The organism is Modestobacter sp. VKM Ac-2977, assembly GCF_026968045.1.
GTDB lineage: Bacteria > Actinomycetota > Actinomycetes > Mycobacteriales > Geodermatophilaceae > Modestobacter.
On record NZ_JAPVBQ010000002.1, the window covers coordinates 1,026,101 to 1,049,541 of the forward strand.

General features: G+C 73.0%; 22 protein-coding genes. 7 read left to right on the forward strand and 15 right to left on the reverse strand.

What is annotated here, in order from left to right; translation table 11 throughout:
• Positions 1–3: 3 nt before the first annotated feature.
• From O2V63_RS12405 to O2V63_RS12435, 7 genes are all read right to left on the reverse strand, one after another.
• Positions 4–627, reverse strand: coding sequence for a hypothetical protein (locus tag O2V63_RS12405; RefSeq protein WP_269167832.1), 624 nt, complete (start codon positions 625–627; stop codon positions 4–6).
• A gap of 198 nt (positions 628–825) precedes the next feature.
• Complete coding sequence (locus O2V63_RS12410; protein WP_269167833.1) at positions 826–1,401, reverse strand: GNAT family N-acetyltransferase; 576 nt, start codon at positions 1,399–1,401, stop codon at positions 826–828.
• A gap of 157 nt (positions 1,402–1,558) precedes the next feature.
• A complete protein-coding gene (locus tag O2V63_RS12415) occupies positions 1,559–1,975 on the reverse strand; it encodes a hypothetical protein (RefSeq protein WP_269167834.1) in 417 nt (138 codons plus the stop codon).
• Between the two features lie 7 nt (positions 1,976–1,982).
• Positions 1,983–2,819 (reverse strand): TIGR02587 family membrane protein, encoded by an 837-nt coding sequence (locus O2V63_RS12420; protein ID WP_269167835.1) that lies wholly within the window; start codon positions 2,817–2,819, stop codon positions 1,983–1,985.
• A 157-nt stretch (positions 2,820–2,976) separates the two neighbouring features.
• Entirely contained in the window at positions 2,977–5,862 is a 2,886-nt protein-coding gene (locus tag O2V63_RS12425) for a vitamin B12-dependent ribonucleotide reductase (protein WP_269167836.1), read from the reverse strand.
• Positions 5,863–5,992: 130 nt separating this feature from the next.
• Complete coding sequence (gene nrdR / locus O2V63_RS12430) at positions 5,993–6,634, reverse strand: transcriptional regulator NrdR (protein ID WP_269167837.1); 642 nt, start codon at positions 6,632–6,634, stop codon at positions 5,993–5,995.
• 336 nt (positions 6,635–6,970) lie between these two features.
• Positions 6,971–7,255, reverse strand: a complete 285-nt coding sequence (locus O2V63_RS12435) for a LysM peptidoglycan-binding domain-containing protein (RefSeq protein WP_269167838.1) — start codon at positions 7,253–7,255, stop codon at positions 6,971–6,973.
• Positions 7,256–7,809: 554 nt separating this feature from the next.
• Here O2V63_RS12435 and lexA point away from each other — a divergent pair.
• A complete protein-coding gene (lexA, locus tag O2V63_RS12440; protein WP_269167839.1) occupies positions 7,810–8,637 on the forward strand; it encodes a transcriptional repressor LexA in 828 nt (275 codons plus the stop codon).
• Between the two features lie 27 nt (positions 8,638–8,664).
• Here the strand turns inward: lexA and O2V63_RS12445 are convergent, their stop codons facing one another.
• From O2V63_RS12445 to O2V63_RS12460, 4 genes are all read right to left on the reverse strand, one after another.
• Positions 8,665–9,735 carry a hypothetical protein gene (locus O2V63_RS12445; protein ID WP_269167840.1) on the reverse strand — a complete coding sequence of 357 codons (1,071 nt, stop codon included), beginning with the start codon at positions 9,733–9,735 and terminating at the stop codon, positions 8,665–8,667.
• Complete coding sequence (locus O2V63_RS12450) at positions 9,707–10,435, reverse strand: phosphatase PAP2 family protein (RefSeq protein ID WP_269167841.1); 729 nt, start codon at positions 10,433–10,435, stop codon at positions 9,707–9,709. The genes O2V63_RS12445 and O2V63_RS12450 overlap by 29 nt, the downstream gene beginning before the upstream one ends.
• A gap of 106 nt (positions 10,436–10,541) precedes the next feature.
• On the reverse strand, positions 10,542–12,038 hold the full coding sequence (hflX, locus tag O2V63_RS12455) for a GTPase HflX (protein ID WP_269167842.1): 1,497 nt from the start codon (positions 12,036–12,038) through the stop codon (positions 10,542–10,544).
• Positions 12,039–12,087: 49 nt separating this feature from the next.
• On the reverse strand, positions 12,088–12,678 hold the full coding sequence (locus O2V63_RS12460; RefSeq protein ID WP_269167843.1) for an ArsR/SmtB family transcription factor: 591 nt from the start codon (positions 12,676–12,678) through the stop codon (positions 12,088–12,090).
• Between the two features lie 70 nt (positions 12,679–12,748).
• Here O2V63_RS12460 and O2V63_RS12465 point away from each other — a divergent pair, with 70 nt between their 5' ends.
• Both O2V63_RS12465 and O2V63_RS12470 read left to right on the forward strand, forming a co-directional pair.
• Positions 12,749–14,062 (forward strand): MFS transporter, encoded by a 1,314-nt coding sequence (locus O2V63_RS12465; RefSeq protein ID WP_269167844.1) that lies wholly within the window; start codon positions 12,749–12,751, stop codon positions 14,060–14,062.
• A gap of 72 nt (positions 14,063–14,134) precedes the next feature.
• Entirely contained in the window at positions 14,135–14,335 is a 201-nt protein-coding gene (locus O2V63_RS12470) for a hypothetical protein (RefSeq protein ID WP_036334088.1), read from the forward strand.
• 24 nt (positions 14,336–14,359) lie between these two features.
• Here the strand turns inward: O2V63_RS12470 and dapF are convergent, their stop codons facing one another.
• The 3 genes from dapF to O2V63_RS12485 are packed head-to-tail and all read right to left on the reverse strand — an operon-like array spanning position 14,360 to position 16,883.
• Positions 14,360–15,247: a diaminopimelate epimerase gene (gene dapF / locus O2V63_RS12475; RefSeq protein WP_269167845.1), complete on the reverse strand. Its 888-nt coding sequence runs from the start codon at positions 15,245–15,247 to the stop codon at positions 14,360–14,362.
• Positions 15,244–16,194, reverse strand: a complete 951-nt coding sequence (gene miaA / locus O2V63_RS12480; protein ID WP_269167846.1) for a tRNA (adenosine(37)-N6)-dimethylallyltransferase MiaA — start codon at positions 16,192–16,194, stop codon at positions 15,244–15,246. The genes dapF and miaA overlap by 4 nt, the downstream gene beginning before the upstream one ends.
• Positions 16,191–16,883 (reverse strand): hypothetical protein, encoded by a 693-nt coding sequence (locus O2V63_RS12485; RefSeq protein ID WP_269167847.1) that lies wholly within the window; start codon positions 16,881–16,883, stop codon positions 16,191–16,193. The genes miaA and O2V63_RS12485 overlap by 4 nt, the downstream gene beginning before the upstream one ends.
• Positions 16,884–16,923: 40 nt before the next feature.
• Here O2V63_RS12485 and O2V63_RS12490 point away from each other — a divergent pair, with 40 nt between their 5' ends.
• Both O2V63_RS12490 and O2V63_RS12495 read left to right on the forward strand, forming a co-directional pair.
• Complete coding sequence (locus O2V63_RS12490) at positions 16,924–18,618, forward strand: DUF349 domain-containing protein (RefSeq protein ID WP_269167848.1); 1,695 nt, start codon at positions 16,924–16,926, stop codon at positions 18,616–18,618.
• A 257-nt stretch (positions 18,619–18,875) separates the two neighbouring features.
• On the forward strand, positions 18,876–20,021 hold the full coding sequence (locus tag O2V63_RS12495; RefSeq protein ID WP_269167849.1) for a glutathione-independent formaldehyde dehydrogenase: 1,146 nt from the start codon (positions 18,876–18,878) through the stop codon (positions 20,019–20,021).
• A 76-nt stretch (positions 20,022–20,097) separates the two neighbouring features.
• Here the strand turns inward: O2V63_RS12495 and miaB are convergent, their stop codons facing one another.
• The gene (gene miaB / locus O2V63_RS12500) at positions 20,098–21,567 is read right to left on the reverse strand and encodes a tRNA (N6-isopentenyl adenosine(37)-C2)-methylthiotransferase MiaB (protein WP_269167850.1); all 1,470 of its coding nucleotides are present in this window, start codon (positions 21,565–21,567) and stop codon (positions 20,098–20,100) included.
• Positions 21,568–21,772: 205 nt separating this feature from the next.
• On the opposite strand from miaB, the gene O2V63_RS12505 reads away from it, so the two are divergent.
• Both O2V63_RS12505 and O2V63_RS12510 read left to right on the forward strand, forming a co-directional pair.
• Positions 21,773–22,492 carry an amino acid ABC transporter ATP-binding protein gene (locus O2V63_RS12505; RefSeq protein WP_269167851.1) on the forward strand — a complete coding sequence of 240 codons (720 nt, stop codon included), beginning with the start codon at positions 21,773–21,775 and terminating at the stop codon, positions 22,490–22,492.
• Positions 22,493–22,521: 29 nt separating this feature from the next.
• Positions 22,522–23,409, forward strand: coding sequence for a glutamate ABC transporter substrate-binding protein (locus tag O2V63_RS12510; RefSeq protein ID WP_269167852.1), 888 nt, complete (start codon positions 22,522–22,524; stop codon positions 23,407–23,409).
• The last annotated feature ends 32 nt before the right edge of the window (positions 23,410–23,441 follow it).

Below are 23,441 nucleotides of genomic sequence, written 5' to 3' on the forward strand. Positions count from 1 at the left end.
GACTCAGCCGGCGGTCTCCTGCTGCACGTCGTCGGCGGCGACGGCCAGCTGGCCGGTCTGCTCGGCCAAGAAGGCGTCCGGCTCGTCGAGGAGGACGGCGGCGGCGATGCCGAAGTCACGCTCGAAGCTGCTGGGCTCGACCGAGGTCGCGGTGCCCGACACCTGGACGACCTCGCCCGGCTCCAACCCGTCGACCGGGGTGGCGGAGACCACCGTCACCGCCGCGCCCGAGTCGGTGGTCACCCGGAACGCGCTGCCGATGGCGGTCGTGGCGATGAGACCGGCGACCTGCCCGCCGAAGGACACGTCCTCCCCGGCACTGAAGGGCACGGTGGGCTCCGCCGGCGTAGCGCTGGGCGTCGGGCTGGGCGGTGCCGACGTCTCCCCCGTCGACGGCGGAGCCGACGACTGCGCCGCTTCCAGGTCCGCGACCCGCTCCTCCAGGGCGGCCACGTCGTCCTCCACGGCCTGGAGCTCCTCGGCCGTGACGTCCGGCGTCAGGGCAGGAGGGTCCTCCCCGCACCCGGCGAGCCCGGCAGACGTGACCAGCACCAGGCCGAGAGGCAGGACCCGACGTCGCCAGCCAGGACCGGGCTCGGTCAGCAGCCGACGGTTGTCTCTGGTCATCTCGCTCCTCTGCTCGCGGCGTGGCCGGCCGGGCCGACCGGGTGTGGTCGCCCTCGCCGGGGCCCTACCCGGTCGGGGCAGCGGCTAGGCGGCCGGACGGACCCCAAGCCTGCCGCCCGTCGGGTCAACGGAGGACAGCGGGCTGCCGCGAGCGCCTGTCGGCCTCGACCTCGGCGCGGACTGGCCGGTCGGGGCTGGTCAGAGCAGGTCGCGCCGCATGACCAGACGGGGCATCCTGCTCGCCACGGCGTCGGTGGTGCCGACGACCCGAAAGCCGGCCCGTTCGAACATCGACCGGGTGCCGACGAAGGCCATGGTCAGGTCCATCCGCCCCGGGGGATCGACCGGATGTGCCTCGACCGCAGGCGCGCCGTGGGCGGCCGCGAAGCCGACCGCCCCCTCGATCAACGGAGCCGTCACCCCCTGACGACGACGGCCCGAGCGGACCACGACGCAGACGATGCTCCACACCGGCAGGTCGTCGACCGGCCGGATGAGACGCGAGCCGGTCAGACGGGTGATCTCGGCGCGCGGGCCGATGTTGCACCAACCGACCGGTTCACCGTCCCGGTAGGTGACCACCCCCGGAGGGTGGTCACGCTCGCACAACCGCCGCATGGCCTGCTCCCGGCTCCCACCACCGAGCTCGTCGATCTCGGCGGCACGCAGCCGGTGGGACAGGCACCAACAGTGGTTGGCGCGGCGGGTGCGGTTGACGATGTCGGCGAAGTCCTCGAAGCGGTCCGGGGTCACGGGGTGCGTCTCCCAGGTCATGGACGCACTCCACCACGACCTGCCGACGATCCGCGTCGCCCGGCCGCGGTCTTCCGTCGGAGCCGTGCCGGCGGCTGACACCCCGAGCCCCGCCCCAGGAACCGCCCGGACACCACTGGGACACCGGGTGTGCTCGACGCCGCCGGTGCCTGACCGGTCAGGGCAGCGTGTAGGCGGCTGGACGGACCTCCAGCCTGCCGTCGGTCGGGTCCTCGGAGAACAGCAGGGCCCCCGACTGCCGGCTGTTCGGAGCCAGGTAGGAGAACGTGGCAGTCGCCCGCTGCACATCGCGGCCGTCGCGGGTCAGCACACCGACCACCTCGACCTGCTCGGCCGTGCCGCCACCCTCGTTGACCACCTCGACGGGCACCACCCAGCCCTCGCCGACCTGTTCTGCCACCGCCGCGGTGACCGCCAGCCGGGGGGCACCGTCGCGCACCACCACCGCCTGGTACCCGAGGAAGGCGAGCACGAGCAGGACGACCACGGCCCCGACGGCGCCGAGCAGGTACTCGCCCCGACTCGTGTCGCCGTCCGCGGTCCCGGACTCGTCCCGGTCGTCGCCGTCGCTCACGTCGTCCTCACAAGATCAGCCGGGCGGCCGCCGCGCCCAGGCTCGCCGGTAGCGCGAGAACGACGGCCTGGGTGACGGCCATCGCCGGACCCACCCCGTCGAACCGGCCGAAGGTCCACAGCAGGTAGGCCGACATGGCCAGCGCGATTGCGTAGCCGACGACGGTCAGGGTGAGGAACGAGCGCAGCACCCCGCCGACGGCCGGCTCCTGGCCCCGGAACCCGACCCAGTACACGAAGCCGTGCATGAGGAGCAGGCAGAGGACGACGAGGACGACCGGGTGCCAGGGGTCGATCCCTGCTGCGAGGAGCACGACCTCCTCGGTGGGGGCGATGTTGGCCGCGAAGACGACCGCCCCGGCCGCCATGAGCAGCAGCTCCCCGCCATAGGTGGTGGTCGGGGTCCGCCGGCCCCCCATGCCCAGTTGGCTGCGCGCGAAGGACGCGCCCACAGCAGCCGGGAGCATCGCGAGGCCGGTGATCGACAAGGCGTCCTGCCAGTCCTGCAGGGGCTCGATCACGGTGAGCACCCCGAGGACCAACGCCGCCGCCACGGCGGCCATCACGAACGCCACCCCGGCGTCGGCGAGGTACCCGGGCCAGCCGACGCCGGGCATCCCGGCGCCGAAGTGCTGGGACAGGAAGACGACGAGCAGGACGGTGGCCACCAGGAGCAGGGCGAGGCGGTACCGAGGGATGGACAGGCCGAGGCCCCAGATCTCCATGGTCATCAACAGCGGCAGCGCGAACAGCAGAGCACCGCCGAAGGCACGACCGCTGCTCTGGGCGAGGAGGTGCCGGGACTCGGGCCGAGGTTGCTCCTGCTGGTCACCCCGATCCGCCACCCGGCCAACGTAGACGGCGAGGAACCGAGCACGGCCCCGGGGGCAACCGGCCGGGGCGTGGAGACGGGGAGACCCCGCACGGATCACTCCGTGCGGGGTCTCCTCTGCCGTCACCCGGACCAGGCACTCCCGTGAGCAGGACCGCCCGGGTCAGGCATCAGCTGCAGCCGCTGGTGGAGCCGCAGCCCTCGCAGACGTAGCAGCTGCCGGCGGGGCGCATCTTCGTGCCGCAGGTCATGCACAGCGGTGCGTCGGTGGCGGTGCCGGTGACCAGCTCGAGCAGCTCGGCCGAGGAGTGGGCCTCCTTGACCGAGGTCGGGCCGGCCGGGGTGACCTTCTCCTCCACCTTGGCGGTCTCGATCGGCGCGGAGCCGCGCAGCTGCTCCAGGTCGACGTCGTCCTCCTCGACCGCCGGGGTCGAAGCCGAGGTGCCGTAGGAGCCGGCGACCTGGGCCGAACGCTCCTCGGCGGTGAAGATGCCCAGGTTGGCGCGCTTCTCCACCGGCAGGTGGTCCAGCGCCAGGCGACGGAAGATGTAGTCCATCACCGACTGGGCGATCCGGATGTCCGGGTCGTCGGTCATGCCGGCCGGCTCGAACCGCATGTTGGTGAACTTCTGGATGTAGGTCTCCAGCGGCACCCCGTGCTGCAGGGCCAGGGAGATCCCGATCGAGAAGGCGTCCATCACACCGGCCAGAGTCGAACCCTGCTTGCCCAGCTTGAGGAAGACCTCGCCCAGGCTGCCGTCCTCGTACATCCCGGCGGTCATGTAGCCCTCGGCGCCGGCGACGCTGAACGACGTGGTGACGCTGGTCCGCTTCTTCGGCAGCCGCTTGCGCACCGGGTGCGCCAGCGCGGTGGCCGGGGCGGCCTCCGCGACCGGGGCCTCGTCCTTGGTGCCGTCGTTCTTTCCCTTGCCACCGGACAGCGGCTGGCCGACCTTGCAGTTGTCGCGGTAGATGGCCAGCGCCTTGATGCCCATCTTCCAGCCCTGGAAGTAGATGTCCGCGACCTCCTCGACGGTCGCCGACTCCGGCATGTTCACCGTCTTGCTGATCGCGCCGGAGATGAACGGCTGCACCGCGGCCATCATGCGCACGTGGCCCATCGGGGAGATGGACCGCTCGCCCATCGCGCAGTCGAACACCTCGTAGTGCTCCGGGCGCAGGCTCGGGGCGTCGACGACGTGGCCGTGCTCGGCGATGTACTCGACGATCGCCTCGACCTGCTCGTCCTGGTAGCCCAGGCTCTTCAGCGCCCGCGGGACCGTCTGGTTGACGATCTGCATCGAGCCACCGCCGACCAGCTTCTTGAACTTGACCAGCGAGAAGTCCGGCTCGATGCCGGTCGTGTCGCAGTCCATCATGAAGCCGATCGTGCCGGTGGGGGCCAGCACGGAGGCCTGCGCGTTGCGCCAGCCGTTCTCGGTGCCGATCGCCAGGCACTCCTGCCACTCGGCTGTCGCGGCCTTGAGCACGTCGGCGTCGTCGGCGCCGACCGGGCGGATCGCGTCGTTGGCGGCAGAGTGCTTGCGCATGACCCGGGCGTGGGCATCGGCGTTGCGGGCGTAGCCGTCGTAGGCCCCGACGACCCCGGCCAGCTCGGCCGAGCGACGGTAGGCGGTACCGGTCATCAGCGAGGTGATGGCGGCGGCCAGGGACTGCCCGCCCCGGGAGTCGTAGGCGTGGCCGGTGGCCATGAGCATCGCGCCGAGGTTGGCGTAGCCGATGCCCAGCTGGCGGTAGGCGCGGGTGGTCTCGCCGATCGGAGCGGTCGGGAAGTCGGCGAAGCAGATCGAGATGTCCATCGCGGTGATGATCAGCTCGACGGCCTTCACGAAGTTCTTGGAGTCGAACGTGCCGTCGTCCTTGAGGAACTTCATGAGGTTCAGCGACGCCAGGTTGCACGAGCTGTTGTCCAGGCTCATGTACTCCGAGCAGGGGTTCGAGGCGTTGATCCGCCCCGTCTCGGGGTTGGTGTGCCAGTCGTTGATGGTGTCGTCGTACTGGATGCCCGGGTCGGCGCACTCCCAGGCCGCCTTGGTGACCTTGCCGAACAGCTCACGGGCGTCGACGGTCTCGATCACCGAGCCGTCGCCGCGGGCCCGCAGCCCGAAGTCGGCGCCCTCCTCGACCGCACGCATGAACTCGTCGTTGACCCGGACGGAGTTGTTGGCGTTCTGGTACTGGACGCTGGTGATGTCCCGGCCGCCGAGGTCCATGTCGTACCCGGCGTCCCGCAGCGCGCGGATCTTGTCCTCCTCGCGCGCCTTGGTGTCGATGAACTCCTCGATGTCGGGGTGGTCGATGTCGAGGACGACCATCTTCGCCGCACGGCGGGTGGCGCCACCGGACTTGATGGTGCCCGCCGAGGCGTCGGCCCCACGCATGAAGGAGACCGGCCCGGACGCGGTGCCACCGGAGGAGAGCAGCTCCTTGGAGGAGCGGATGCGGGAGAGGTTCAGGCCGGCGCCGGAGCCGCCCTTGAAGATCAGGCCCTCTTCCCGGTACCAGTTCAGGATCGAGTCCATCGTGTCGTCGACGGCGAGGATGAAGCAGGCGCTGACCTGCTGCGGGGAGGCCGTGCCCACGTTGAACCACACCGGCGAGTTGAAGCTGAACACCTGGTGCAGCAGCATCCAGGTCAGCTCGTGCTCGAAGACCTCGGCGTCGCCCTCGCTGGCGAAGTAGTCGTGCTCACGGCCGGCCGCGCCGTAGGTCAGGACGACCCGGTCGATGAGCTGACGCAGGCTCGTCTCGCGCTGCGAGCTGCCGACCGCACCCCGGAAGTACTTGGTGGTGACGATGTTGGTGGCGTTGATGCTCCACTCGGCCGGGAACTCGACCCCGCGCTGCTCGAAGTTGATCGAGCCGTCCCGCCAGTTGGTCATGACGACGTCGCGGCGCTCCCACACGACCTCGTCGTAGGGGTGCACCCCCGCGGTGGTGAACACACGCTTGACCTTCAGGCCCTTCCCCCGGCTGGGGGCCTTGGCGGTGCGGCGGTTCCGGCTGGTGGTGAGGCGGTCGGCTGTCTCGGTCATCGTGCGAGGGCTCCCTGGGTCGGACTGGTGCGGTGGTGCAGGCGGAGCGGCTGGGGAAGCCGGCGGGTGCCGGAGCCGGGTGGTGCGGTCTCCTCGTCGAGACCTGTCTAGCGGAGGGGTCGGACAGTTCTCACGGGCCGGCGGCGCTGCCGGTGTCAGCCGGTCGCGGCCGCTCGGTGGCTCGCCGGCGGGTGGTGGTCCCGGTCGCGGGGCTCTGGGTCGCGGGGCTCTGGGTCGCGGGGCTCTGGGTCGCGGGGGTCTCCTGGTCGCTGTCGACCGTGTCGCGCTCGACGGGTGGCGCGTCACCGGCGCGGGGAGTGCTCCGGGCCGGTGCGGCGCGCAGCTCGGCGATCTCCTTCTCGAAGTCGGCGACCGAGGAGAAACTGCGATAGACGCTGGCGAAGCGCAGGTAGGCGACCTCGTCGAGGTCGCGCAGCGGCCCGAGGATGGCCAGGCCGACCTCGTGGCTGGGGATCTCGGCGCAGCCGGTGGCCCGCACCGCGTCCTCGACCTGCTGGGCGAGCAGGGCCAGCTGGTGCTCGTCGACCGGCCGCCCCTGGCACGCCCGCCGCACCCCTGCGACGACCTTGCCCCGAGCGAAGGGCTCGCTCACGCCACTGCGCTTGACGACGGCGAGGACGGCCTCCTCCACGGTGGTGAAGCGGCGCCCACAGCCCGGGCAGGAGCGTCGACGGCGGGTGGTCGCCCCCTCGTCGGTCTCCCTCGAGTCGATGACCCTGCTGTCGGGGTTGTGGCAGAAGGGACAACGCATGTCGATCTCCTCCTTCCCGAGGTGTCGCGCGGGGTCTCGCCGCGGCGCCGTGACACCGTGACCGGGCCCCGACCCGATGGCCGTGCTGTGGACTGGGCCGGGGACATCCGGTGGATGCGCCGGGGACAACGTGTGGAACGGCTGTGGATGGCTTACAGCTCTGTAACTACTAGATGTTGTGGTGGAACCGTACGACCACCCCTACAGGTGTGCAAGCCCTGGCGAGCGTGTCGTCTTCCGCATCTGACCCGGGCGTCCCTCGGAGCCCCTCCCGCCACAGCCACCGGCGCCTCGGCCGGGCCGTTCGCACCGAGGTGGGCGCGAGCGCGCCGCCGGTCAGGGCAGCTCGAGCACCTGGCCGGGGACGAGGTCGACGCCGGAGAGGCCGTTCACGTCCAGGAGCGCGTCGACGATCGCGCGACGGTCCTCCTCCGGGGCGATCTCGCCGGCGATCGACCACAGGGTGTCCCCGGACTGGACGACGACCGTCGTCGAGCCGGCCAGCTCGAGGCCGCCGCCGGGGCCGCCGGACTCGGCGGCGAACGTCGCCGCGGCGACGGACACCCCGAAGGCGATGGACAGCCCGGCGACCACTCGCCGCCCGCGCCGGGTCAGCCGCAACGGCGCCTGTGCACCCGAGGCGACCCCACCGCCACCCCCTCCCGTGCGCCTCGCGCAGCCGGCGCCGCCCCCGCCCGCGACGCCGACCGGCCGACCAGGGCGCACGTCGGGATGCCCGGGACCCCGCCGGGCCGCCGCAAGGCGAGCCGCCCGGGGCGGGGGCGCAGGCCGACCGCGCACCACGGACCGGGGCGAGTGCGCCACCTGACGCGCCCCCGGGAACGGGAGCACGACCGCCATCGAGGCCGGGGCGGCCACGGGGAACTCGAGCTGCGGACTGGCCATCGGGGTGCTCCAGAGGTCTCGCGGTACGGAGTGGTCGAACAGGCGTTCGAACGGAACGTCTGGGCGATGTCTACCGCACGCCCCCGACAGGAACACGCCGACACGACGACTTCTTCGAACACCTGTTTGAACGGAGCGGCCTGAGGCGATACGGTTCCGAGGCGATCGAGGACGGCGTCCGCGGTCCCGGCTCGCCGTGGTGACACGGCCGTCGGTACGGCAGGACGCCACCGGGAACTGCTGCCGAGGCAGCCGGACGAGGAGGACACATGGCGGTCGACGGCCCGAAGGCGCGCGGCGGCAAGAGCCCTTCGCGGCGTGGAGCGTCCAGCCCGGCACCCGCCGACGGCGCAGCGCCCACGGCCGCAGCGGGTGCAGGAGCAGCGGTGCGGGAGTTCCCCGACCGGGCCGCCGACGGCGACGGCCTGACCCAGCGGCAGCGCCGGGTGCTCGAGGTCATCCGTGACTCGATCGAGCGCCGCGGCTACCCGCCCTCGGTCCGCGAGATCGGTGAGGCGGTCGGTCTCTCCTCCGCCTCGTCCGTGGCCCACCAGTTGTCGGTGCTGCAGCGCAAGGGCTGGCTGCGCCGTGATCCGAACCGGCCGCGCGCGCTCGACGTGCGCCTCCCCGGCGACGGCACCGGTACGACGACGAACGAGGCCACAGCCGAGGCGCTGGCCGGTTCCGGCGCAGCCAGTGGCGTCGACGACGCCTCTGCCCCCCGACCCACGTACGTGCCCCTGGTCGGCCGGATCGCCGCCGGTGGTCCGGTGCTGGCCGAGCAGGCGGTCGAGGACGTCTTCCCCCTCCCCCGCGAACTGGTCGGCGAGGGCACCCTGTTCATGCTGAAGGTCGCGGGTGACTCGATGGTCGACGCGGCGATCTGCGACGGCGACTGGGTCGTCGTCCGGCAGCAGCCGACCGCGGAGAACGGCGAGATCGTCGCCGCGATGATCGACGGCGAGGCGACGGTGAAGACCTACAAGCGCCGTGACGGGCACGTGTGGCTGATGCCGCACAACGCCGCGTACGAGCCCATCCCGGGCGACGACGCGACGGTCCTCGGCCGGGTCGTCACCGTGCTCCGCCGGGTCTGACCTCGGGCACGGGCGCCGGGCCCGTGCTCAGGCCGGGCTGCGCCGGAGCTTGCCGCCGGCCCACACGAGCACGGTCGCGACGGCCGCGGCGATGAGGCCGGCGGTCAGCGGCTCGACCCCACCGGCGGTTGCCAGCGACCCGTCGGCGGCCTCGGTGGGCTCCGCCGGGGCCGTCCCCGTCAGGTCACCGGCGGCTGGCACCTGGGTGACCACCGCAGGGAGTCCCTCGCCGGCGACGAGCAGGTCCCGGTCGTTCGCCGCGAAGGCGATGGCCTCGCCCTGTGGGGCCTCCGGCAACGCCACCCGCACCGGCGGCCCGGCCAACGCCCCGACGACGTCGGAGCCGCTCAGCGGCCAGACATAGGCGTCGGTGTAGGTCCGCAGGGCGATCCGCGAGCCGTCCGACGACACGGCGCCGCCGGTGACCAGCAGCTGGCCGGCCCGGCCCACCGGGCCGCCCGGTGTGCCGGTCAACGTGAGTCCGAGCGCCGCCACCTTGCTCATCGGCACGGTGGCTCCGTCGGCGAGGGGCGCATCCGGGCGGTACACGGAGCTGGCGCCCAGCACCTCCTTGGTCACCAGGTACGGGGTGCCGTCGGGCGCGAGCAGGAGGGCCTCCGCGTCGTGCGGACCGTCGGGGTAGGTGAGCCTGGTCAGCACGGTGGTCCCGTCGGGGCGCAGACCGATCAGCGCCACCGTCTCCCGGCTCTGCGCGTTGTCCCCGATGTCGGCGAGCCAGATCGTCCCGTCGGCGGCGAGGGCGAGGTCCTCGGGGTCGTACGGGTCGACCTCCGCCGTGCGCACCTCACCCACCGCACAGGCTCCGTCGAGCACCAGCACCTCGGCGCGGTCGCCGCCGTCGTTCATCGCGAGCATCGACTCCCCGGCGCTGGCCAGGCCGGAGAGCTCCGGGAGCCGCGGGTCGGTGATCTCGCACCGGGTGGTCGGCTCGCCGTAGGGAGCGGTCCCGTCGTCGGCGGCCGCCGACCCGGCAGGCAGCAGCGCGACCAGCAGGCCGACGGGCGCGCAGAGGACGGCGCCGGCCGTCGTCCTGCGGCGAGGGGCGCGGCTACGCCTGGGATCGGCCGACTCTGGCACGAACCCAGCGTGACACCGCGACAGCGTCCAGTGCGTGAACCACGCCCAACAGCAGCAGTCCGACCGAGAGCCCGACCACCGCGTCGGTGACCCAGTGGAAGTCCAGCGCCACCATGGCCACACCCGTCGCCACCGGCCCCAGCACGCTGAGCAGCCAGGTGGCCCGCTGCACGCCCGCGGGCAGGCCGAACTCGACGGCCTGCCACCGGGCCACCCCCCACATGAGGACGGCGTTCGCCACGTGCCCCGAGGGGTAGCTGGCCCCGTCCGCGTGGAAGAACGACCCGGGGAAGGCCGGGGCCGTACGACCGGTGCCCCACTTGAACGCATAGACCACGGTGGTGAGCAGGGCCAGCGCGACGACCACCCGGACCAGCGGCACCAGCGTCCGCTGCCGCACGGCGAGCCACCCGACCAGCACGGCCAGCACGACCAGGATCGTCACCCGCCCGCCGATCTGGGTGACGACCCAGATCGGCCAGTAGGCCCACGAGTCCCGCAGTGCCCACACACTGGTCACCTCGGAGACCCGCAGGTCCATCCGTTCCAGCCACCCGCGGCTGAGCAGGTTGACGGTGACCCCGACCGTGACGAGGGCGGCGAGGACGAGCAGCCACCACGGCGGCCGGCCCACCCCGACCACCGGTGCGACCGATCGATCGGCAGCGGGCGCCGTCCGGTCCACCGCTCCCCTGGTCACCGCGTCACGGTACCGGGGCCGTGACCTGCTCGTGATCCGCCGGGCTGTCCGCTGGCCCCGCTGCCGGAGCCCGGCACGATCGTGCGAGCGGCAGCGGGACCCTTCGTCAGTCCTCGGTGGCCGGCGCGGTGAAACCGTCGAGCTGGGCCGCCAGGCCGGCGTCGACGCGCGCGGTCAGCCGGGTCCCGGTGGCCTCGTGCGCCTCCTCGACGACCTCGCCGTCCCGGTGGACCCGGGCGACCAGGTCGCCCCGGTCGTAGGGCACGAGCACCTCGACGTCGATGTGCGGGTGCGGCAGCCGCTGGGCGATCACGTCGCGCAGCGCCTCGATGCCCTCGCCCGTCCGGGCCGAGACCCACATCGCCCCGGGGAGGGCCTGGCGCAGCGCCAGCATGTCCTCCTCGGTCATGGCATCGACCTTGTTCACGACGATCAGCTCCGGGACGGCGGACGCGTCGATCTCGTTGAGCACCGTGTGCACCGCGTCGATCTGGCCCAGCGGGTCGGAGTCGGAACCGTCGACGACGTGCACGAGCAGGTCGGCGTCGGCCACCTCCTCCAGGGTGGAGCGGAACGCGTCGACCAGCTGGTGCGGCAGGTGGCGCACGAAGCCGACCGTGTCGGTCATCGTGTACTCGCGCCCTTCGGGCGTGTGCGCGCGGCGGACCGTCGGGTCCAGGGTGGCGAACAGCGCGTCCTGGACCAGCACGCCGGCCCCGGTGAGCTGGTTGAGCAGGCTGGACTTGCCGGCGTTCGTGTAGCCGGCGATCGCCACGCTCGGCGTCGCGTTGCGGTCGCGGGAGTTGCGCTGCGTCGTCCGGGCGGTCGCCATCCCGGCGATCTCCTTGCGGAGCTTGCTCACCCGGGAGCGGATCCGGCGGCGGTCGGTCTCGATCTTCGTCTCACCCGGACCACGGGTGCCGATGCCGCCACCGCCGGCGACCCGGCCACCGGCCTGCCGGCTCAGCGACTCACCCCAGCCACGCAGCCGGGGCAGCATGTACTGCATCTGGGCCAGCTCGACCTGGGCCTTGCCCTCCCGGCTGGTGGCGTGCTGGGCGAAGATGTCCAGGATCAGGGCGGTCCGGTCGACCACCTTGACCTTGAGCACCTTCTCCAGCTGGTTGAGCTGGCCCGGGGCCAGCTCCCCGTCGCAGATCACGGTGTCCGCGCCGGTGGCGGCGACGACCTCGCGCAGCTCGGCGGCCTTGCCCGAGCCGACATAGGTGGCCGGGTCCGGCTTGTCCCGGCGCTGCATCAGCGCGTCGAGCACCTGGGAGCCGGCGGTCTCGGCGAGCGCGGCGAGCTCGGTCAGCGAACGCTGCGCGTCGGCCGCCGTCCCCTCGGTCCAGACGCCGACCAGGACGACCCGCTCCAGGCGGAGCTGCCGGTACTCGACCTCGGTGACGTCGGTGAGCTCGGTGCCGAGCCCCGCGACCCGACGGAGTGCGCCGCGCTCCTCCTTGACGTAGGAGCCGGTGGTGTCGTCGTCGGCGTCCCACTGACCCGCCGGTGCCGGCTTGGTGTCGGACATGCTGGCGCGCGCCTTGTCGACGCGGGCTTCGGCTCCGTCGAGGATCGCGCGGTTCTGGGCTGTCGTCATCGTCTCCAGCGTGGCATGCCCCTGGTCCTGGGGCGACCGACTTGTCACATCACCTGTTGTCATCGCCCGGTACAACACCTCGGGCCTCCGGATGCATCCCGAGGTACAGCGACCAGCGCTCTGCCCCCGGGTCCGCCGGCCGGGTGGCGTACTCGTCCAGCAACCGGTGCAGCCGTTCGCGGAACTCGGCCAGGTCCGCCGCACCCAGCCGCAGCCCCAACCGGGTGCTCTCCAGGTGGCTCTCCCCCACCGCGGCGACCTCCTCGAGGAAGGCGGCGAGCGCGGCGTCCCGGGCGGCGCCCGAGGCGCCGGCGCCGTCCATCAGCCAGCTCTTCCCGGTCGCCCGGTAGGGCACCTCGCGGGCGCCCCGCGCGCCCCGCCGCGCGCTCTCGGCGACCAGGAAGCCGGTGTCGACGAGGGTGCGGACGTGGTGCAGCACGGTCGCCGGGTTGCGGCCCAGCCGCGCGGCGAGCTCCTTGTTGGTCAGCGCCTCGTCCAGGCACAGCCGCAGGATCCGCAGCCGGACGGCGGAGGCCAGGGCGCGCGCCTCGGCGTCGGTGGCCGGCCGGCGCTCCCCGACGAAGCGCCGCTCACCCGGACCGACCACCGCCTCGCCCGCACCGGCCTCCGGCTCGTCCATCCCGGCAGCGTAGGACGTCGACACGGCTCAGTGATTGACTTCCCCCGATCAGTGGCGGGAGGCTGCGCCGGTGACCCGCGACCGGAGCCTGCTGCGGCACCACGACTTCCGTCAGCTCTGGGCCGCGGAGACGGTCAGCCAGGTGGGCACCCAGGTGACCCTGCTGGCCCTGCCGGTGCTGGCGGTCTCGCTCCTGGAGGCGACGCCGCTGGAGATGGGCGTCCTGACGGCCCTGGAGACCGCCGCCTTCCTGCTCATCGGACTCCCGGCCGGTGCCTGGGTCGACCGCTGGCGGCGCCGTCGGGTGCTGGTCACCGCCGACCTGGTGCGCGCGGCGGTGCTGGCGACCCTGCCGATCGCGTACCTCCTCGACGTCCTCACCCTCGGGCAGCTGTTCGTCGTCGCGGCGGCGACCGGCACGGCGACCGTCTTCTTCGACGTCGCCTACCAGAGCTACCTGCCCGCCCTGGTCGACCGCGACCAGCTGGTCGACGGCAACGGCAAGCTGGAGGCCAGCCGGGCCGTCGCCCAGGTGGCCGGGCCCGGCATCACCGGCGTGCTGCTCCGGGTGCTCAGCGCGCCGATGGTCATCGCCCTGGACGCGGCGTCCTTCCTGCTCTCCGCGTTCTTCCTCAGCCGGGTCCAGCGACCGGACACCGTCCCCGACCGGGCCGCACGGCGACCGCTGCGCACCGAGATCGCCGAGGGGCTGTCCTTCGTCGTCCGCCAGCCGCTGCTCCGCCGGATCGTCGCCTGCACCGGCACGTCGAACCTGTTCTCCACGATCACCACGACCCTGCTGGTGCTCTACGCGCTCCGCCGGCTCGAGCTGTCCGAGAGCGTGCTGGGCCTGGTCTTCTCCGCCGGCGCGGTGGGCGGCCTGGTCGGCGCGGCGACGGCCGCGCGCTTCGCCCGCACCGTCGGCGAGGGTCGGGCGATCCCGCTGGCGATCATGGTGATGGTGCCGTTCACCGCGCTCACGCCGCTGGCCGCCACCGGTGCTCCGCTGGTCCTTCTGCCCCTCGGCCAGTTCGGCTTCAGCTGGGCGGTGGTGGTCTACAACATCACCCAGGTCAGCTTCCGGCAGCGGCTGTGCCCGCCGGCGCTGCTGGGCCGGATGAACGCGTCGGTGCGCTTCCTGGTCTTCGGCACCATGCCGCTGGGCGGGCTGCTCGGCGGCGTCCTGGGCACCTGGCTCGGCGTGCTGCCGACGCTGTGGATCGCCGCGGCCGGTCAGCTGCTCGCGGCCGGCTGGGTGGTGGCCAGCCCCCTGCTGCGGATGCGTGACCTGCCCGACGGCCCGGACACCCCGGCCGGCGGGGTGACGACCGTGCCCGAGGCACGGGCACCGACCGCCGGCAGCGATCCCGAGCGGTCCGGCTGAGCAGCCGACGGGTTGGCCGGCCGGGCGCCGGGTAGGGCGGCGGAGCACGGTCCACCGCTCGAGAGGACGACGATGACCAGCCCTGACGAGGAGCTCGACGACCCAGGCCGCGACCCCGCCGGCCTCGACCCGCCGCGCAACGTCTTCGGTGGCGCGGACCAGGACACCGGCCGCGGCGAACCACGCGGCACCGGGAACGTCGGGCCCGGCGACAAGCCCGAGGCGCCCACCGACGACCCGGAGACGCGGGCCGACGAGCCCGACCGTCCCTGACCCGCGGTTGCGCAGCCAGGACCCTCAGCCGGCGAGCCACTCCCGGCTGAGGGTCCCGGTGGCGACGACGACGGCCGGGCCGGAGAGCAGCGTCGTCGTCCCGTCGAACTGCACCGACAGCCGGCCGCCCGGCACGTCGACGAGGACCGTCCCGGTGTCGCGTCCGCCGTCCGCCAGCGCGGCGAACGCCGCAGCGCAGGCGCCGGTGCCACAGGAGCGGGTCTCCCCCACGCCGCGCTCGTGGACCCGCAGCCGGACGTGCGCGCAGGCGCCCTCGGGCGGGAGCACGTTCACGAGCTCGACGTTGACCCCCTCGGGGAACATCGCGTCGTCGACCCCGGGCAGCACCGACAGGTCCAGGGTGTCGACCTCGACGCCGGTCAGGCAGACCAGGTGCGGGTTGCCCATCGACACCCCGAGCCCCGGGTACAGCGTCCCCGCGACCTGCGCCTCGCTGTAGCCCAGTGACACGGCCGGGCCCATGTCGACCCAGTAGCCGCCGTCGGGCCGGGCGCCCACCCGGCGGGGACCGCCCCGGGTGCCGACCAGGACACCGGCCTCGGCCACTGCCCGCTCCAGCAGCCCCTCGGCCAGCAGCACGTGCAGGAACAGCCGGATGCCGTTGCCGCACATCTCCGCGTACGAGCCGTCGGCGTTGCGGTGGTCCATGAACCACTCGCAGTCGGCCAGCGCCGCGCCGAGCACGCCGGGGGCGTCGGGCACCTGCCGGCTCCGGACCACCCGCAGCACGCCGTCCCCGCCCAGGCCCGCGCGGCGGTCGCAGAGCCGGCGCACCAGGTCGGCGTCCAGGCGCGTCTCCGGCCACACGTCCCCATCAGGGTCGGGCAGGACGACGAAGTCGTTCTCGGTGCCGTGGCCGAGGAGGACCCGCGGGCCGGAGCTGTCGATCACCGGTCGATCGTACGGTCGGCGACCAGGGCGAGGACGACGTCGAGCAGGTCCGGCCGGGCCGCGTCGAACCAGACCGTGCCGGCGTCGCGGCGGAACCAGGACCGCTGCCGGCGGACGAACCGGCGGGTGGTGGTGACCGTCCGCTCGCGCGCCTGCTGCGCGGTGAGCACCCCGTCGAACTGCTGGAGCACCTGCGCGTACCCGAGGGCACGGGACGCCGTCGGCCCCTCGCGCAACCCGTCGTCGGCGAGCGCAGCGACCTCCTCGACGAAGCCGGCGGTCCACATCGCGTCGACCCGGCGGGACACCCGGTCGTCGAGCTCGTCGGGCGCCCGGTCCAGCCCGACCGTGATCGCCGGGTAGTGCGGTCGCGGGGCGGGCAGCGTCGCGGTGAACGGCTGCCCGGTCAGCTCGATGACCTCCAGCGCCCGGACCACCCGCCGGCCGTTGCTGGGCAGGATCGCGGTCGCGGCGGCCGGGTCCAGCGCCGCCAGCCGGGCGTGCAGCACCGCCGCGCCCTGGTCCTCCAGCTCGCCGGTCAGCCGGGCCCGCACCACCGGGTCGGTGCCGGGGAAGTCCAGCTCGTCCAGCACCGCGCGCACGTACAGCCCGGAGCCCCCGACCAGCAGCGGGACGACGCCCGCGGCGCGGAGCCGGTCGACCTCGGCGCGGGCGCGCTGCCGGTACTCGGCCACCGAGGCCGGCTCCCGCACGTGCCACAGGTCCAGCAGGTGGTGCGGCACGCCGTCGCGTTCGGCCTCGGTCGGCTTGGCGGTGCCGATGTCCATGCCCCGGTAGAGCTGCATGGAGTCGGCGTTGACCACCTCGCCCCCGGCGCCGGACCGGGCCAGCCGGTGCGCCAGCGCGACGGCCAGCGCGGTCTTGCCGGTGGCGGTCGGGCCGACGACGGCGATGACGGCCGGCCCGCCGCCGTCCACGGCGCTCACCGGGCCTGCCAGGTGGCAACGGGGTAGCCCACACCGAACGGGGCGTCGTCGTGGTGCAGCTCGGCGGTGACGACGCGCCCGCTCAGCGCGGCGCCGACCGCCCGCCACACCGGGGTCCCGGCGGCGAGCAGTCGCCGTGCCGCGGCGGGGTCCAGGGCGGCCAGGGCGGTGGTGTCCCCGGTCCGGAGCGCAGCGGCGACCGCGGCGTCGAACGGGCCAGCAGCGGCGTCGAACGCACCGGGTGCCTTCTCGGTGCGCCGGGCCGACCCGTCCCCCATCGCCAGCACCCCCACGGGACCGGGCAGGTCGGCCAGTGCAGCGGCGAGGTCGGCGGGCCCCACCCCGAGCCGGCCGCCGGTGTGCCCTGCGCGGTCCAGCAGCCAGGCGGCCACCAGGTGCGGCAGCGGGACGCGGTGCCCGCCGGGCCGCACCCGGCCGGCGAACGGGACCTCCAGGTCGATGCCGAACCCGCGCAGGTCACCGGCGTCACCGGGACCGAACCGGAGGCCGTCGGCGCCCTCCCCCACGACCACCACCACCTCCGGCTGGTGCTCCAGGACGGTCTGCACGGCAGTGGAGACGGCGGCGCGCAGCACCGACAGTGCGTAGCTCGGGGCACCGGCGACCGCGGGGAGCAACAGGGGTGACTGCGGGCAGAAGGCCACGGTCACCGGAGGAGGAGGTCTCACGCCAGGGAGTGTCGCGGATGCATCGTGGGAGACTGCTCACGTGTCGAGCACGGAGAACACCGGAGACCGGACCCAGCAGGCCACCGCCGCCCCCGAGGAGCGCCCTGAGGGTGCGGTCGTCGAGGTGACGTCGGCCGACGAGGGGCCACTGGCCGCGACCCCGGGCGCCGCCGTCCCGGCGGACGCGCAGCCCGACGGCAGCGGCCCCGTCGTCGACGAACCCGGGACCGCAGAGCCCCCGGCTGCGCAGCCCGATGACACCGCCTCCGCGGCCGTCACCCCCGAGGCGGGCACCCCGGCAGCAGCCTCCCCGGCCGATGCCGCGGTCGCCGACCCGACCAGCGACGCCCCCACCACCGACCTCTCCACCGACCTCCCGGCCACCGACGCGCCGACCGGCGACGCACCGACCGGCGACGACCCTGCGTCCGCCCCACGGCCGACCCCCTCCCCCTCCCCCGCGCCGTCCAGCACCGCCAGCAGCCCGGCGCCGGCCGACGTCCCGACCGTCATCCCGGCCATGCCCGCCTCCGACCCGTCCGCCTGGGGCCGGGTCGACGAGGAGGGCACGGTCTACGTGCGCACCGCCACCGGCGAGCGCACCGTCGGCTCCTGGCAGGCCGGCGCCCCGGCCGAGGGCCTGGCCCACTACGGCCGCCGCTTCGACGACCTGGCCACCGAGGTCACCCTGCTCGAGGCGCGGCTGGCCGCGCACACGGGCAACCCGGGGGAGATCCGCACCAAGGCCCAGGAGCTCGCCGACTCGATCCCGCTCGCCCAGGCGGTCGGCGACCTGGACAGCCTGTCCGCCCGCGCCCGGGCGATGGTCAGCATGGCCGACACCGCCGTGGCGGCGAACCGGGCCGAGAAGGCCGCACAGCGCGCGGTGCAGGTCCAGCGCAAGGAGGCGCTCGCCGCCGAGGCGGAGCAGATCGCCGCGGACTCCACCCAGTGGAAGGCCGCCGGCGACCGGCTCAAGGCGATCGTCGAGGAGTGGAAGAAGATCAAGGGCATCGACCGCAAGACCGACGAGGCGCTGTGGCAGCGCTTCGCGGCCGCGCGGGACGCCTTCGGTCGCCGCCGTGGCGCCCACTTCGCGGAGCTGGACAAGCAGCGTGGTGAGTCGCGGGCGGCCAAGAGCGAGCTGATCGCCGAGGCCGAGCGGCTGTCCAGCTCCACCGAGTGGGGCCCCACCAGCGCGGCGATGCGCGGGCTGATGGACCGCTGGAAGGCCGTGCCGCGGGTCGGCCGGGACACCGACGACGACCTGTGGAAGAAGTTCCGCGCCGCCCAGGACGTGTTCTTCGCCGCCCGTACCGCCAACGACCAGGCACGCAGCAGCGACGAGGTGGCGAACCAGAAGGCCAAGGAGGAGCTGCTCGCCGAGGCGGAGAAGCTCGACCCGGCCAACAAGGGCAACCAGAACGCACTGCGCAAGATCCAGGAGCGCTACGACGCCATCGGGCACGTGCCCCGCGGCGCCATGCGCGACCTCGAGGACCGGATGCGCACCGTCGAGGAGAAGTTCCGCGGCGCGAGTGAGTCCACCCGTCCCCGGGTCCAGCCGGAGAACCCGCTGTTGACCTCGATGCGGGCGGCGGTGACCAAGGCCGAGGACCAGCTGGCGAAGGCCCAGGCCGCCGGCAACGCGAAGCGCATCGGCGAGGCCGAGGCCGCCCTGGCCACCCGCCGGGAGTGGCTGGCCGAGGCGGAGAAGGCCTCCTCCCGCCGTTGAGCGAGGGCCCCGCCCGGGGCCAGGTACGAGACAGGGCCCGTCCGATCGTTCCGGACGGGCCCTGTCTCGTATCGCGTTGCGTGCATTCGTGTAGCGCCCGATCGGTCGGGTAGGTGTGTCCTCGACCGGGTCCTGCCCGTGACGGCGGCACCGCCAGCCCTGCTCGCGAGCCGCCGTCCCTCCCCCGGGGCCGCCATCCGCGCCCCCGCCGGCCCGGTCTGGGATCCACACCACCTGTCGAGACAGAGGAGCCCGCCATGAAGGCAGTTGTCTACCGAGGCCCGAAGAACGTCGCCGTCGAGGAGGTGCCGGACGCCACGATCCAGGCGCCCACCGACGTGGTCATCCGAGTCACCACCACGAACATCTGCGGCTCCGACCTGCACATGTACGAGGGCCGGACCCCCGTCGAGGAGGGCAAGGTCCTCGGCCACGAGAACATGGGCGTCGTCCAGGAGGTCGGCTCCGGCGTCGACCGGATCAAGGTCGGGGACCGCGTCTCGGTCCCCTTCAACATCGCCTGCGGCACCTGCCGCAACTGCACCGAGGGCTGGACGTCGTTCTGCCTGCGCGCGAATCCCACCGAGGGGATGGACGGCGCGGCCTACGGCTACGCCAACATGGGCCCCTACGACGGCGGGCAGGCGGAGTACCTGCGGGTCCCGTGGGCGGACTTCAACCTGCTGCACCTGCCCGAGGGCACCGAGCACGAGAACGACTTCACCATGCTGTCGGACATCTTCCCCACCGGCTGGCACGGCGTGGAGCTGTCCGGTTTCCAGGTCGGTGACCGGGTGGCGGTCTTCGGTGGCGGCCCGGTCGGGCTGATGGCCGCGCACAGCGCCATGATCCGCGGCGCCTCGGAGGTCTTCCTCGTCGACAAGGAGACCGACCGGCTGGCGCTGGCGGAGAAGTACGGCGCCACCCCGATCGACTTCAGCGCCGGTGACCCGGTGGCACAGATCCTGGACGCCACGGGTGGGCGCGGTGTCGACCGTGGCGTCGAGGCGGTCGGCTACCAGGCGCACGACTCCAGCGGCGAGGAGCACCCGGAGCTGGTGCTGGACAACCTCACCCAGGTCGTCCGCTCCACCGGCGGCATCGGCGTCGTCGGCGTCTACATGCCCGCGGACCCGGGCGCGAGCAGCGAGCTGAGCCAGGAGGGGCGCATCCCCTGGCAGTTCGGCACCTTCTTCACCAAGGGCCAGTCGATGGGCACCGGGCAGGCGCCGGTGAAGCGGTACAACCGGCAGCTGCGCGACCTGATCGTCGACGGCAAGGCCAACCCCGGCCTGATCACCAGCCACGAACTCGGCCTGGACCAGGCCGTCGAGGGCTACCAGCACTTCGACGACCGTGACGAGGGCTGGACCAAGGTGCTGCTGCACCCCGCCTCCGCCTGAGGCAGGACCCCGTCCTCGTCCGGACGGGGCTGAGCGAGGGCCCGTCACCCCGGTGGGTGGCGGGCCCTCGCTGTCGTCAGGCCGGGGCGCAGGCGGGCGCGGGGTCCGGTACGACGGGGGGCTTGCCGATCTGCGGCATGCCGAGCAGCACACCGGGGGTGGTCGGGCGGGTGCCGGCCTCGCTGGCGTCGCCGGCCCGGGTGCGCCGATGGGAGACCAGCGCGCCGTCGGCGACCAGGAAGTGCGGCTTCGCAGCCGTCACGACCGTCTCCACGACGTCCCCGGCCCGGACGCCGTCGGCGGCGGTGAAGTGCACCAGCCGGCCATCCCGGGCCCGGCCGGAGAGCCGGCCGCGGGCAGCGTCCTTGCTCCCCTCCCCTGCGGCGACGAGCAGCTCGACCGGCCGGCCGACGAGCGCCCGGTTCTCCGCCCAGCTGATCTCCTCCTGCAGGGCGGTCAGCCGCAGGTAGCGCTCCTGGACGACCTCCTTGGGCAGCTGCCCGTCCATCTCCGCGGCCGGGGTGCCCGGCCGCTTCGAGTACTGGAAGGTGAAGGCGCTGGAGAAGCGGGCCTGCCGGACGACGTCGAGGGTCTGGGAGAAGTCCGCCTCGGTCTCGCCCGGGAAGCCGACGATGATGTCGGTGGTGATCGCGGCGTCGGGCATGGCAGCCCGCACCCGGTCGATGATCCCGAGGTAGCGGTCCTGCCGGTAGCCGCGGCGCATCCGGCGCAGCACGTCGTCCGAACCGCTCTGCAGCGGCATGTGCAGCTGGTGGCAGACCACCGGCGTCTCGGCCATCGCGGCGATGACGTCGTCGGTGAACTCCCGCGGGTGCGGGCTGGTGAAGCGGACCCGCTCCAGTCCCTCGATCCGCCCCGTCGCGCGCAGCAGGTCGGCGAAGGCGCCGCGCTCGCGGAACTCGACGCCGTAGGCGTTCACGTTCTGCCCGAGCAGGGTCACCTCGAGCACGCCCTGGTCGACCAGCGCCTGCACCTCGGCCAGGATCTCGCCCGGACGGCGGTCCTTCTCCTTGCCGCGCAGCGCCGGGACGATGCAGAACGTGCAGGTGTTGTTGCACCCGACGCTGATCGACACCCAGCCGGAGTGGGCCGAGTCCCGCTTGGCCGGCAGCGTGGAGGGGAAGACCTCCAGCGACTCGACGATCTCCACCTGCGCCTCGGCGTTGTGCCGAGCCCGCTCCAGCAGCACCGGCAGCGAGCCGACGTTGTGGGTGCCGAAGACGACGTCGACCCAGGGCGCGCGCTTGACGATCTCGCCGCGGTCCTTCTGCGCCAGGCAGCCGCCGACGGCGATCTGCATGCCGGGGTGGGCGTCCTTGACCGGGCGCAGGTGCCCGAGGTTGCCGTAGAGCCGGTTGTCGGCGTTCTCCCGGACGGCGCAGGTGTTGAGCACGACGACGTCGGCGTCGGTGCCGTCGGGGGCTGCGATGTACCCGGCCGACTCGAGCAGGCCGGAGAGCCGCTCGGAGTCGTGCACGTTCATCTGACAGCCGTAGGTGCGCACGAGGTAGGTCTTGCCGTTCACCACCGGGATCGTACGGGGGCGCGAGCCGCACCCGGTGCACGGCGACGACTCCGGTTGGTGACCGGCAGGACCCTGACCGGGTGAACTCCGGGCTCCTCCGGAGCTTCGTTACAGCTTCGTGATGCCTTCGCGACGTTCCCGGGGTGCGAGCCACCTAGGGTCACCCGCTGTGACCGAACGCCCGACCGGAGACCCTCTCGTCCGCATGTCCGGTGTCGACAAGTGGTTCGGCGAACTGCACGTCCTGCAGGACATCGACCTGACGATCGACCGCGGCGAGGTGGTCGTCGTCATCGGACCCTCCGGCTCGGGCAAGTCGACGCTGTGCCGCACGATCAACCGACTCGAGTCGATCGAGAACGGTGAGATCACCATCGACGGCCAGCAGCTGCCTGCCGAGGGCAAGGAACTGGCTCGGCTGCGCGCCGACGTCGGCATGGTGTTCCAGAGCTTCAACCTCTTCGCCCACAAGACGGTGCTGGAGAACGTGACGCTCGGCCCGATCAAGGTGCGCAAGCAGTCGAAGGCCGACGCCGAGAAGCGGGCCCGTGAGCTGCTCGACCGGGTCGGCGTCGGGGCCCAGGCCGACAAGGTGCCCGCCCAGCTCTCCGGTGGCCAGCAGCAGCGCGTGGCGATCGCCCGGGCGCTGGCGATGGACCCGAAGGTGATGCTCTTCGACGAGCCGACGTCGGCCCTGGACCCGGAGATGATCAACGAGGTCCTCGAGGTGATGGTCGGACTCGCCCAGGACGGGATGACGATGATCGTGGTCACCCACGAGATGGGCTTCGCCCGCCGGGCGGCCAACCGCGTCGTGTTCATGGACGGCGGCCGCATCGTCGAGTCCGCGACCCCGGAGGAGTTCTTCACCAACCCGAGCTCCGACCGGGCCAAGGACTTCCTCTCCAAGATCCTGAACCACTGACCACCCGCACATCCACGAGAGGACCCTCCATGCGCATCACCCGCTACGCGGCCGCCGTCGCGGCCGCAGGCATCGTCCTGACCGGCTGCTCCAGCGAGGCCGGCGACGCCGTCGAGGAGGCTGCCGAGGCCCCCGAGCTCGCGGAGGAGGTCGACTTCGAGGCCGGGACGACGATGGCCGAGCTCGCCGAGGCCGGCTCGATGACCGTCGGCACGAAGTTCGACCAGCCCGGGTTCGGGCTGCGCAACCCCTCGGGCGTGCCGGAGGGCTTCGACGTCGAGATCGCCAAGATCGTCGCTGCCGAGCTCGGCATCGCTCCGGAGGACATCACCTGGACCGAGACGGTCTCGGCCAACCGCGAGTCGTTCATCATGAACGACGAGGTCGACATGGTCGTCGCCACGTACACGATCAACGACGACCGCAAGGAGCAGATCGACTTCGCCGGCCCGTACTACGAGGCCGGCCAGGACATCATGGTCGCCGAGGGCAACCCGCTGGGCATCGAGGGCCCCGAGGACCTCGCCGGCAAGAACGTCTGCTCGGTCGAGGGCTCCACGCCCGCGGAGGAGATCCGCACCAACTACCCCGAGGCGCAGCTGACGCTGTTCGACGTCTACTCCAAGTGCGCCGACGCTCTGGCCAACGGCCAGGTCGACGCCGTCACCACGGACAACGTCATCCTCACCGGGATCGTCGCCGGCAGCCCGGACCAGTTCGACCTGGTGGGCAACCCCTTCACCCAGGAGCCCTACGGCATCGGCATCCCCAAGGGTGACGACGAGTTCCGGGCGTTCATCAACGACACCCTGGTAGAGGCGTACGAGTCCGGCGCCTGGGCCGAGGCCTGGAACGAGACCGCCGGGGCGATCAGCGGCACCGACGCCCCCGAGCCGCCGGACGTCGACCGCTACTGACCCATCTCGTAGGAGCTGCCGGGCGGTTCGTC